Below are 11,886 nucleotides of genomic sequence, written 5' to 3'. Positions count from 1 at the left end.
GCTGTGTTTTGAGCAACCTGCAGCTAGCTTCCTAGTTTGCTCTTTGATTTTCATTGAGTATTAATTAGAAAATAATGTCATCCAACTTTGTTAAAAAGGCTTGCGTTTTTGCCTCTATATCTTCTGCCTGCATCAAATCACGTACGACAGCTACACCAGCTATACCTGTGCCGATAAGTTGGTCAATATTCTCTGACGTCAAGCCGCCAATGGCAACTACTGGAATAGCGACCCTTTGGCAAATTGTTTTCAAGGTTGAAATCAGGGTGATAGGCGCATTTTCCTTGGTCGTAGTCGGGAAAATGGCTCCTGTCCCCAAGTAATCTGCTCCCCCTTCTTCTGCCTCGAGGGCTCTTTTTACAGTTTTAGCTGTGACACCAAGTATTTTGTCAGGGCCCAAGACTTGTCTGGCAACCGGAACTGGTAGTTCATCGTCTCCGATATGCAGACCTGCAGCATCAACTGCAAGACAGACATCCAAACGATCATCGATGATCAGGGGGATCTGATAGGCATCTGTTATTTCCTTGACTTGTTTTGCCAGTTGATAATATTGATTGGTTGTGAGATTTTTTTCTCGCAATTGGACTATGGTAACCCCTGAGCGGCAAGCCGTCTCAATCTTTTCAAGAAAACTTTGCAAGGAATCTTGGTAGCGATTGGTTACCAGATATAGTCTAAGTGCTTCTCTATTCATAAACCTCTCCTTTGATAGCATCTAGCCAGTTTTCATCTCTTTTGAGGAGTGAAATCTGATTGAGTACTTGGTAACGAAATTCTTCCAATCCCATTCCTTGAACAACTATTCTCTCAGCGGAGATATTGAGATAAGAAACCGCTAGGCAAGAAGCTTCAAAGGCAGTTTTTCCTTGGCTGAGAAAAACGGCTGCCAAGGCTCCAACTAGGTCTCCTGTCCCTGTTATCCAATCCAATTCTTCACAGCCATTCTCCAATACAGCAACCTGATTCTCTGAAACGATGAGATCCTTGGGGCCAGTAACTAAGAATGACATGCCTGGATAGGTCTGACACCAATCTTTCAAGACTTGAAGTAAATCCTCAGTTTCTTGATCTTTAGCACTGGCATCGACCCCAACGCCGTGGTGTTTTAAGCCAACAAGACTTCTGATTTCCGACATATTTCCTTTAAGAACCGTAGGTCTATAGTCTAAAAGGTCTTTAACTAAGCTCTTACGAATGGATGAAGCTGTTACGCCAACAGCATCTACTACCATTGGGAGACCAGCTTGAGCTGCATAAGAAGCTGCTATACGGATTGCTTTTTCCTTCTCAACTGACAAATGCCCCAAATTGATGAAGAGTGCCTGGCTTTGCTTAGTAAAATCAAGAACCTCACGGGAATCATCTGCCATAACTGGTTTACATCCCAGAGCCAAAATCCCATTTGCCAGCATTTCACAAGAAATCTCATTGGTAATACAGTGAATGAGGGAAGTCGTTTCTATAGGAAAAGGATTTGTCAATGCCTGCATCAGTCTATCCTTTCAACAAAGAAATATCCCTGCACTTTTTTAAAGAATTCCTGCTTGATTAAAAATCGAAAGGCAATAAAGGAAATCGCTGTACCAATCAAGGTTGCTCCGAAAAATCGAGGAGTGTAGATAAACCAGCTAAGCTTAGCAGCTGATCCTGTAAAAAGTACCATAACAGGATAGGAAACAATAGAACCAATAATACCTGTTCCCAAAATTTCTCCCAAGGCAGAAAAATAAAATTTTCTACCATACTTATAAAAGAGACCTGCAAGGAGGGCTCCAAAAGTCGCTCCTGTGAGAGCTAAAGGCGGAATCCCTTGAGTCGTCATACGGATAAAGGCTGTGACTGTAGCCATAACCAAAGCATAAACAGGTCCCATCATGATTCCTGCTAGAATATTGACTACACTGGACATCGGTGCCATTCCCTCAATCCGAAAGATAGGCGTAAGGACTACATCAAGGGCAATCATCATGGATAAAATGGTTAATTTGTGAACTTGCAATTGGTGCTTTCTCATGTTTCTACTCTTCTCCTGTTTCTAAAGACTGTAAATCACTCTTCCATGTCTGGTGTTGGTAGGCCATTTGCCAAAACTTGGCTTCCATGTGAACACTGATGTGGAAGGCATCTAGCATTTTTTTCTTGTCTGTCTCATCACTTTCGCGATAGAGTTGATTGACCAGCGCTCCCTCCTCTCTGATCTGTTGCTCTAACTCATCCGTAATATAAGTTTCAATCCATTGTTGATAGAGAGGATCTGGTGATGGTTTAATATTAAGTGATTTGCCTATATCATGGTATAACCAAGGACAAGGCAGCAAACTTGCAAAGGCAATGCCCAAGTTTGGCTCTGCAAATTGCCGATAAATGTGAGAAATGTAATGATAGCAGGTTGGAGCGATTGGATGTTGCTCCATTTCCTGATCGCTGATTTCCAATTCCTTGAAAAATTGTTGTCGGATAAATAACTCACCCTCCACTAGACTCTGAGCATTTTGTTTCAAGAGTCTTTTCATCTCTTGGTTTGAAGTCTTATCAGCCAAAAGGTGATAGATTTCTGAGAAGGCCTTCAGATAGTAGGCATCCTGAATCAGGTAATAGCGGAAAATGGACGGGTCTAAATTTCCCTCTTGTAATTGTAAAATAAAGGGATGATGAAAAGAAGCCTGCCAAGCTTCCTTGGATAATTCCATCGCAATATCTGTAAATTCCATAATAACTCCTTTATAAAAATAGACTGGTTTGAAGCAATAAAAAGAAAAGCAGGTAGATGAATATTGTCCTTTTAGGAATATAAAAAGTCCGATAGCTATTCTTCAACTGTGCATGTTCGTCATATCCATGCGCCGACAGAGCTCTCAGATAAAGATGACGCCACCTAAAGACTGTCATCAGAACCTTGCTGTAAATTAAGGGAGACCAAACATGCAGTTCTTGACCACGTAATAGACAAGCTTCTTTGAGGGACTTGATTTCTTGCTGAATAAGGGGGAAGGAATTGAATACCACAATCAAGGCATAGGCCCAAGAGCGTGATAACCCCTTTTGAGCCAAGTACAAGAGAAGCTCTTTTAAGGAAATAGAGGAAACAAAGACAAGGCCTATACAAACTGTAACGAAAGCCCTCGTTCCGAGCATGACTGCCTGCGAAGCATCCCCATGTAACTGAACTGCCCAGTAGTTGGCCAAAGATGGCAAAATGGCGAGTAGAATCATCCAAGCTAACATCTTAAATCGACGATAATAGAGCATAAAGAGAATACAAAATGCTACTACCGAAAGATTAAGAGCAATCGAAGGAATGAAAGATGTTTCCAAGGATAAAATCAGCAAGAAGAGACTGATAATCGGTGTCTGGGTTGCTACTTTGACCATACTATCTCACCTCCCCTTGAGCATTGCTACTCTGAGATGTGAGTGGTTTGGTAATTGTCACTTCTTTCACATGACTGAGCCCCTGACTAGCCATCTCAATCCAATAATCGACCACAGAAATCAAGGGATCTAAACGATGGCTAATGATTAGAAAACTTCTTCCTTGATTTCTATCCTCCACAATCCACTGACAAAAATAGTCACAAGCTCTATCATCCAAACTTGCAAAAGGTTCATCTAGCAATATCACAGAAGCCTTGCTAGTCAAGATGGTCAAGAGCTGAAGAATCTTTTGCTGGCCACCACTTAATTGATAGGGACTCTTATCGAGCGCCTGCTCCAGATCAAAATACCGTAAAGCTTGGAAAATTCGCTGATTTCTTTCAGAATCAGGTCCATCTAATTGAAGTTCCTCTCGCAAACTGGCTCGAATAAACTGCTTCTCAGCCTCCTGAACAACACCTGTCAGATCACGGTACAAACTCTTTTTCTTTTTCAGAACCGAACCCTTCCAAGTAATGCGCCCATTATACTTTTGAAATTGAAGAATAGACCGAAATAGGGTTGATTTCCCGACACCATTGTCACCCAAGATACAGGAAATTCCTTGGTAAACTGTAAAATCCGCAATTGAAAAGAGGAGACGATTATCCAGCTCACAAGTCGTTCTATCCATATGGAATAGTTCTGGGCTAGAAGCAACTTCCTTTGAAGCAACCTGTGTCATCTCAGAGGTAGGGATTTGAAATACTTCCCTTAGTTGTCCGTCTCTTAGCTCCACCATGTGGTCGATATAGGCTTCATAGTCCGTTAAATCATGGTCGCACAAAATAACTGTCTTACCATCAGAGACCAACTCTTTTAGAATCTCCAATATCTCTATCCTGCTCTTGCGGTCAATAGAAGCAAAAGGCTCATCCAAAAGATAGACCCTAGGATTCATAGCAAAGAGAACTGCCAGTGCAGCCTTTTGCTTTTCTCCACCTGATAAGTGATGGATGGGACGGTGCAAGATATTCTCGCAGCGACATTGCTGGACAACCTCTGCTATTTTAGAATCAATTTCCTGAACGGGATGGCCGATATTCTCCAGGGTAAAAATCAGCTCCTCAAACAAGTTCTCCATGGTAAATTGATGATTGGGATTTTGAAAGAGAATACCAACCGTCTGGACACGTTCGATGATAGAAAGCTGACTGACCTCGCTCCCATTTATCAGGACTTGACCGCTATAGGGAAGAGAACTGACTTGGGCAATCATTTGAAAGAGACTAGATTTTCCTGAACCGCTGCTTCCAACTAACAAGGTAAAGGCTTGCGCATGAAAAGTAAAATCAATCGGCTCAGAGAAGATTGGGGACTGAATCGCTCGTAGTTCCAGCCCCATCTATGCCTTGCCCCCAGTTGCAAACTGATGATAAAGTTTGACAATGGCACGAACCAAGATAGTACAGAAGAAAAAGACGGAAATAAAGCGCACTACAAGCAAGGAAAGGACAAAAGGAAGGGAGAAGGCGTAGTAACCTAACTTAATGTACTCATAGACAAAGCTAACAAGCGTAATCCCAATACTATTGGCAGTTAGAGAGAGCCAACTTTCATAGCGATTCTTGGTTACGATAAAACCAAGTTCACTTCCCAAACCTTGAACCAAGCCAGACAAAAGGGCACCTAGACCGAATTGGCTACCATAAAGGACTTCAGCAAGCGCAGCTAGCACTTCTCCAATCGTTGCGCTTCCCACTCTTGGAACAAAGATGGCAGCAATGGGCGCAGCCATACACCAGAGACCAAAGAGGATTTCATTGGCAAAGGCCTGCAAACCAAGAGGGGCTAAAATCAGAGTGAGGATATCAAACAGATAGCCGGATCCTACAAAAACGCCACCAAAAAAGATAGACAAGAAAGCAAGTAAAATAACATCTTTTAACTGCCATTTTTTCAACATAAAAAACTCCTTTTTTAAAGAAAAGTGGGGCATTCAAGGTGAGCTACCTAAATGCTTTGTATCGCCTTCATCCAGCTTATATAAACAAAAAAACTCCAATTACAATCAAGAATTAGAGTTTAGCTTACAAGATTAGACAGTTCTTTTCGACATACGAAAAAAACATTTCACATTTCCCTTCGACAGTCTTAACTGTATCAGGTTCAATGGGTATCATCTCAGCCTAAAGCACCCCAAATGTCTTTATTATTTAATTATATAATTATTTTAACAAATGATTTATTCTAGTTCAAGAAATTGAACTGGAAATACAGCCTTGCACTCACAAAGATAGTAAGTCTTTCGTTTGCAAAAAACAAATGTCTTGTTTGATAGATTAGGCATTTGAGCTAAATCTAGGCATAGCTTTTTAGAAAAGGGAAACTTCCACTGACTTAGAATCCAAGGATAGATACCTATTGCTCACTCATTTCCCGAACAGTTTTTTCTATATTTTTTGAATACGATATTGCTGAAATGATTGAAACACCATCCATATTGGTCTTCATAATGTCTTTAATATGTTTCGTCTGTATGCCACCAATTGCAACTAAGGGAATTTGTGGCAATAGTTTTCTCATCAATTTAAGACCTTCATAACCTATAGCACCACCAGCATCATCTTTTGACTGGGTATCAAATACAGGACCAACACCAACATAATCTACATATTCAACTTTTGATTGTTGAAATTCTTTCTCGTTTTTTATAGAAAGACCAATTATTTTAGCTGGCATCAATTTTCTAATTTCATCAACTCCAAGGTCATCCTGTCCTACATGTACGCCATCAGCATCTATTTCTAATGCTAACTCAATATCGTCATTAACGATAAACGGAACATTGTATTTTTTACAAAGATCCTGTAGTTTAATTGCTAAGTCGACTTTTTCTTTACCTTCTAAGGCTCCCTTACCTTTTTCACGAAATTGAAATAAGGTTATACCACCTTTTAAGGCTTCCTCAACGACTCTATATAGATCTTTTCCCTGGCAAGTAGTCGTTCCACAAATAAAATATAGTTTTAGTAATTCTTTATGAAACATCTTACTTCACTCTTTTGAATTCCTTTACATCTTCGTCTGTAATCTCGTATAAGGCATTTATAAATTCAACTTTAAATGTTCCAGGAAGATGTCCATTTGGACGTTTTTCTGCCATTTCTCCAGCGATATTGTAAACCAACATTGCTGTTTCTAATGATTTCAATTCTTGACCTTTTTCTAGTCCGATAAAGCTTGCTACTACAGCACCTAATAAGCATCCTGTCCCAATAACTTTTGGCATCATGGCACTACCATTATGAATCGTTACCACTTCTCCATTTACCGCAATAGCATCCACTTCACCTGTTACTATTATAGGAATATTGAACTTCTCATTTGCTGCTAGAGCAATTTCATCAATATTATCTACACCAGCACTATCTACTCCTTTAGATGCCACATTTATCCCTACTAAAGAGGCAATCTCGCCAGCATTTCCTCTAATCGCGGCTAGTTTGTAATTGTTAATTAGATCATCTGCTACTTTTTTTCTATATTCTCCCGCTCCACAGGCTACAGGATCTAAAACTGCTGGGACATTATATTTCTCTGCAATTTTCAGAGCAGCTTGGTATAATTTCCAATTTTCATCTGTCAATGTTCCTATATTTATTAATAAACCTCCAGCATACTTTAACAAATCCTCTAAATCTGCAGGAAACTCACTCATGGCTGGTGATGCACCCAGTGCTACTAATCCATTTGCTGTGAAATTTTTTACTACATCATTGGTGATGCAAATGACCAAAGGTGCTTTTTGTTTTAATAATTTTAAACTTGTCATATTGAAATCCTTCCTTTTCACTTTATACGATCTACTGATTTCGACTTATCTCTATCTTTCGTTAAGAAATTTTTTTCATTTACATTGAATGATTTACCTCATCAAATTTGTAAATATCCTAAACCTTCTCTAGGCGTCATAACCAATATCAAAAAAGGCTAATTCCAAACCAACTGCTTGATTCCAGCGTTGCTGAAGTTCTGTCAAATCTTCTCTACCTTTCCCAACACGATTGAGTTCGTCAACCAGAAATTGAACCCACTCTGCAAAGAAAGGACCTCTGTGGAGATTGATCCATTCCGAATGAATATAGGCTTCAGGTAGAGCCAAATCTTTAGAACCCCAGTCTAAATAGAGACCTTCTGCAATGACCAGCATGACCAAAAGATGGGCATAATCTGATGAAGCCACTGCCGAATACATAAGCTGCTGAAAGGCTTTTGTTACAGGATGCAAGGTCACTTCCAGATAGTTATTCTCAGATACTTTTAACTCTTTGAAAGCCTTTTGGAAATAACCGTCTTCGTCTGCTTCAAGAAAACCTAGTTGCTTGGCAAAACGAAGTTTGGATTCAAGCTGGTCTGCGTGGGCTACACAGGAACCCAGCATGGATAAGAAGGCATCAAAGAAGTGATAATCTTGAATCAGGTAATCCTTTAAGACCTTATTCTCAATTGTACCTGCAAAAAGTTCCTTGACAAAACGATGATTGATTGCAGCCTGCCAATCCTTCTGACTGCTTTTTAATAATTCTCCAACAGTCAAACCTGGCTCAAATGCATATTCTCGTGTTTCCATATTTATTTTTCCTCTCTTTACTCGTTCGTAATCAACAAAACACCAAGAAAATCCTAGTTTTACTTGACCTTTTTAAAGAAAATCAAGGGCGTTCAAGAAGAGCTACCTAAATACTTTGTATCGCCTCCATCCAGCTTATATAAACAAAAAACTCCAATTACAATCAAGAATTAGAGTTTAGCTTACAAGATTAGACCGTTTATTTCGACATACGAAAAAACGTTTCACATTTCCCTTCGCCAGTCTTAACTGTAGCAGGTTCAATGGGTATCATCTCAGCCTAAAGCACCCCAAATGTCTTTATTATTTAATTACTGCACCAGTATAGCAAAAAATGAAAACCCTAGCAAGATATTTGATTAGAAAATATATTTATATAGATTTTGATACGATTTCCCTTTATTAAAACGTTTAAAACACAAACAAAAACCTCCACATCAAGTGGAGGCAATCTCTTTTATTAATACAATTTTAAGTCACGAGGATCAACTGGGAAGGTTGGGTTATATGGGTTGTGACGGAGTTTGAAGTGTTTGACATCTTCAATGGTCTGAGTTCCAGACAACTGCATGACTGTCTTCAATTCTGCATTCAAGTGTTCAAAGACTTGACGCACACCAACACTACCACCGAGAGCCAAACCATAGATGACAGGGCGACCAATAGCTACCAAGTCTGCTCCTGAAGCCAAGGCTTTAAAGACGTGTTGACCGCGACGAACACCAGAATCAAAGACAATTGGCACACGTTTGTCAACTGCTTCAGCTACTTCTTGAAGTGAGTCGAAGGCAGCTGGTCCACCGTCGATTTGACGACCACCGTGGTTGGTTACCCAGATACCAGAAGCTCCCGAAGCAAGCGAACGTTCAACGTCCTCACGGCATTGTGGTCCCTTGACATACACAGGAAGTCCTGAGTATTCAGCGATAAATTCTACATCACGTGGAGACAAGCGTTGTTTAGCTGATTTGTAAACAAAGTCCATTGATTTTCCAGCACCTTCTGGTAGGTATTCTTCAACAATCGGCATGCCAACTGGGAAGACAAAACCATTGCGCTTATCCACCTCACGATTGCCCCCTACAGTAGCATCTGCCGTCAAGACAATCGCTTTATAACCTTCAGCCTTCACACGGTCCATGATATGGCGGTTGATACCGTCATCCTTACTAAAGTAAAATTGGAACCAGTGAGGTGTCCCTTGAAGGGCTTCTGTAATTTCTGGAAGATCTACAGTAGAGTAAGAGCTAGTTGTATAAAGAGAACCGAACTCATGCACACCACGCGCAGTCGCCACTTCACCCTGTTCATTTGCCAACTTATGAGCTGCAACAGGCGCCATAATGATTGGTGAAGACAGTTTTTCACCTGCAAATTCAATCTCTGTACTTGGATTTTCAACATCACAAAGCGTATGAGGAACGATGAGTTTGTGGTTAAAGGCACGGATGTTCTCTCTTAAAGTGAAAGTATCTTCCGCCCCACTAGCGATATAGCCAAATGCTGCTTTAGGAATAACTTGTTGTGCCATTGGCTCCAAATCATAGGTATTGATGAAATCTACATGACCTTCTGCATTGCTTGTTTTGTATGACATAAAATGCCCTCCTTAATAAGTAAGCGTTTACTTTGTATATTACAAAGATATTTTAACTCTTTTTTCAAAATTTTTCAAATATTTTGTTTGGAAATTTCAGAAACTTTATTTCTATGATAAAAAATCCTTATAAGGTCAATAAAAAATACATATTATCCAAAGGAGATTTTAAGTGCTACAATAACTGTATTATTTCTAGATGGGAGGTTCTATTTTTGGATTGGTCCATTGTTGAACAATATCTACCACTATATCAAAAGGCATTTCTTCTTACCTTGCATATTGCAGTTTGGGGGATTCTGGGATCCTTTCTGCTCGGTTTAATCGTTAGTATCATCCGGCATTACCGCATCCCTGTTTTGGCGCAAATAGCAACAGCCTACATTGAATTGTCACGCAACACGCCCCTTTTGATTCAACTCTTCTTTCTCTATTTCGGACTTCCCCGAATAGGGATTGTCCTATCTTCAGAAGTCTGTGCAACGCTAGGACTGGTCTTTTTAGGAGGTTCCTATATGTCAGAATCTTTCCGAAGTGGGCTGGAAGCCGTCAGTCAAACCCAGCAGGAGATTGGATTAGCTATCGGTCTGACACCTATACAGGTCTTTCGCTATGTGGTTCTTCCGCAAGCAACAGCGGTGGCTCTACCGTCCTTTAGTGCCAATGTTATTTTCCTCATCAAGGAAACCTCTGTTTTCTCAGCAGTGGCTTTGGCCGACCTCATGTACGTCGCCAAGGACTTGATTGGGCTCTACTATGAGACAGACATTGCGCTAGCTATGTTGGTAGGTGCTTACCTGATCATGCTTCTCCCCATCTCACTGGTCTTTAGCTGGATAGAAAGGAGGCTACGCCATGCAGGATTCGGGAATCCAAGTACTCTTTCAGGGAAATAATCTACTGAGAATCATACAGGGACTGGGCGTTACCATTGGGATATCCATCCTGTCTGTCCTCTTATCCATGATATTCGGAACGGTCATGGGAATGATCATGACCTCTCATTCTAGAATCGTACGATTTTTAACACGATTGTATCTGGAATTTATCCGTATCATGCCCCAGCTGGTGCTACTCTTCATCGTTTATTTCGGCTTAGCTCGAAACTTTAATATCAATATCTCAGGTGAGACTTCTGCTATTATTGTTTTCACCCTCTGGGGAACAGCTGAGATGGGGGACTTGGTTCGTGGAGCTATCACTTCCCTCCCCAAGCATCAGTTTGAAAGTGGACAGGCACTTGGCTTAACTAAAGTGCAACTCTACTACCACATTATCATCCCTCAAGTCTTGAGAAGACTGCTGCCACAAGCCATAAACCTTGTTACTCGGATGATTAAAACCACTTCCTTGGTTGTCTTGATTGGGGTTGTTGAAGTGACCAAGGTTGGACAACAAATCATCGATAGCAATCGCCTGACTATCCCAACCGCTTCCTTTTGGATTTATGGAACCATTCTGGTCTTGTATTTCGCAGTCTGCTTCCCTATTTCCAAACTATCTACTCACTTAGAAAAACATTGGAGGAACTAAATGTCTGAAACTATCTTAGAAATCAAGGAACTAAAAAAATCCTTCGGAGACAATCCCATCCTCCAAGGACTTTCTCTAGATATCAAAAAGGGAGAAGTTGTGGTTATTCTTGGGCCATCTGGTTGTGGGAAAAGTACCCTCCTTCGTTGTCTCAATGGCTTAGAAAGTATTCAAGGTGGAGATATTCTTCTGGATGGTCAGTCTATCGTTGAAAATAAAAAAGATTTTCACCTAGTTCGCCAAAAGATTGGCATGGTCTTTCAAAGTTATGAACTCTTTCCCCATCTGGATGTCCTACAAAACCTCATCCTAGGTCCTATCAAGGCTCAAGGAAGAGACAAGAAGGAAGTAACTGAAGAAGCTCTGCAACTACTGGAACGTGTTGGTTTGCTAAATAAACAACATAGCTTTGCACGTCAATTGTCTGGTGGACAAAAGCAACGGGTTGCAATTGTCCGTGCCCTTCTCATGCATCCAGAAATTATCCTCTTTGACGAAGTGACTGCTTCACTGGATCCAGAAATGGTACGCGAGGTTCTGGAACTCATCAATGATTTGGCTCAAGAAGGTCGCACCATGATTTTAGTAACCCATGAAATGCAGTTTGCCCAAGCTATTGCCGATCGGATTATCTTCCTCGACCAAGGAAAAATCGCTGAAGAAGGAACGGCTCAAGACTTCTTCACCAATCCGAAAACCAAACGTACACAGGAATTTTTAAACATCTTTGACTTTAGCCAATTTGGCTCATATCTATAAAGGAGAT

Annotated in this window: 14 protein-coding genes and 2 riboswitches; of the genes, 3 read left to right on the top strand and 11 right to left on the bottom strand. The window is 40.6% G+C overall.

The genetic code is table 11. From position 1 onward, the window contains the following. Positions 1-64: 64 nt before the first annotated feature. The 11 genes from thiE (HT731_RS06495) to lctO all read right to left on the bottom strand — a co-directional run bounded on the left by thiE (HT731_RS06495) (position 65) and on the right by lctO (position 9,587). Positions 65-697 carry a thiamine phosphate synthase gene (gene thiE / locus HT731_RS06495; protein WP_061759191.1) on the bottom strand — a complete coding sequence of 211 codons (633 nt, stop codon included), beginning with the start codon at positions 695-697 and terminating at the stop codon, positions 65-67. Then, on the bottom strand, positions 690-1,493 hold the full coding sequence (locus HT731_RS06490) for a hydroxyethylthiazole kinase (protein WP_061759190.1): 804 nt from the start codon (positions 1,491-1,493) through the stop codon (positions 690-692). Before HT731_RS06490 ends, thiE (HT731_RS06495) begins: the two co-directional genes overlap by 8 nt. After that, a complete protein-coding gene (gene thiW, locus HT731_RS06485) occupies positions 1,493-2,017 on the bottom strand; it encodes an energy coupling factor transporter S component ThiW (protein ID WP_061759189.1) in 525 nt (174 codons plus the stop codon). Before thiW ends, HT731_RS06490 begins: the two co-directional genes overlap by 1 nt. Before the next feature lie 4 nt (positions 2,018-2,021). After that, positions 2,022-2,714: a thiaminase II gene (gene tenA, locus HT731_RS06480; RefSeq protein ID WP_153225966.1), complete on the bottom strand. Its 693-nt coding sequence runs from the start codon at positions 2,712-2,714 to the stop codon at positions 2,022-2,024. Between the two features lie 10 nt (positions 2,715-2,724). Further along, complete coding sequence (locus HT731_RS06475) at positions 2,725-3,375, bottom strand: energy-coupling factor transporter transmembrane component T (RefSeq protein ID WP_061759187.1); 651 nt, start codon at positions 3,373-3,375, stop codon at positions 2,725-2,727. Between the two features lies 1 nt (position 3,376). After that, positions 3,377-4,762: an ABC transporter ATP-binding protein gene (locus tag HT731_RS06470; protein WP_173278199.1), complete on the bottom strand. Its 1,386-nt coding sequence runs from the start codon at positions 4,760-4,762 to the stop codon at positions 3,377-3,379. Continuing rightward, entirely contained in the window at positions 4,763-5,323 is a 561-nt protein-coding gene (locus HT731_RS06465) for an ECF transporter S component (RefSeq protein ID WP_049497440.1), read from the bottom strand. 157 nt (positions 5,324-5,480) lie between these two features. Further along, a riboswitch (TPP riboswitch) is annotated at positions 5,481-5,569 on the bottom strand. 209 nt (positions 5,570-5,778) lie between these two features. Next, positions 5,779-6,408: a thiamine phosphate synthase gene (thiE, locus tag HT731_RS06460; protein WP_153225968.1), complete on the bottom strand. Its 630-nt coding sequence runs from the start codon at positions 6,406-6,408 to the stop codon at positions 5,779-5,781. A 1-nt stretch (position 6,409) separates the two neighbouring features. Then, entirely contained in the window at positions 6,410-7,192 is a 783-nt protein-coding gene (gene thiM / locus HT731_RS06455; protein ID WP_173278197.1) for a hydroxyethylthiazole kinase, read from the bottom strand. A gap of 129 nt (positions 7,193-7,321) precedes the next feature. Beyond that, a complete protein-coding gene (locus tag HT731_RS06450) occupies positions 7,322-7,990 on the bottom strand; it encodes a TenA family protein (protein ID WP_173278196.1) in 669 nt (222 codons plus the stop codon). 214 nt (positions 7,991-8,204) lie between these two features. Next, positions 8,205-8,293: riboswitch (TPP riboswitch) on the bottom strand. A gap of 157 nt (positions 8,294-8,450) precedes the next feature. After that, the gene (gene lctO, locus HT731_RS06445; RefSeq protein ID WP_173278194.1) at positions 8,451-9,587 is read right to left on the bottom strand and encodes an L-lactate oxidase; all 1,137 of its coding nucleotides are present in this window, start codon (positions 9,585-9,587) and stop codon (positions 8,451-8,453) included. Positions 9,588-9,802: 215 nt separating this feature from the next. On the opposite strand from lctO, the gene HT731_RS06440 reads away from it, so the two are divergent. Genes HT731_RS06440 through HT731_RS06430 form a run of 3 tightly spaced genes read left to right on the top strand, consistent with a single transcriptional unit; the run spans position 9,803 to position 11,879 of the window. Further along, a complete protein-coding gene (locus HT731_RS06440; RefSeq protein WP_173278192.1) occupies positions 9,803-10,483 on the top strand; it encodes an amino acid ABC transporter permease in 681 nt (226 codons plus the stop codon). Next, positions 10,443-11,120 (top strand): amino acid ABC transporter permease, encoded by a 678-nt coding sequence (locus HT731_RS06435; RefSeq protein WP_173278190.1) that lies wholly within the window; start codon positions 10,443-10,445, stop codon positions 11,118-11,120. Before HT731_RS06440 ends, HT731_RS06435 begins: the two co-directional genes overlap by 41 nt. Further along, positions 11,121-11,879 carry an amino acid ABC transporter ATP-binding protein gene (locus tag HT731_RS06430; RefSeq protein ID WP_173278189.1) on the top strand — a complete coding sequence of 253 codons (759 nt, stop codon included), beginning with the start codon at positions 11,121-11,123 and terminating at the stop codon, positions 11,877-11,879. Positions 11,880-11,886 lie beyond the last annotated feature (7 nt).

It is taken from the genome of Streptococcus sp. k-163 (genome assembly GCF_013277555.1).
Classification (GTDB): domain Bacteria; phylum Bacillota; class Bacilli; order Lactobacillales; family Streptococcaceae; genus Streptococcus.
This window is presented reverse-complemented; position numbering and strand designations above follow the sequence as displayed.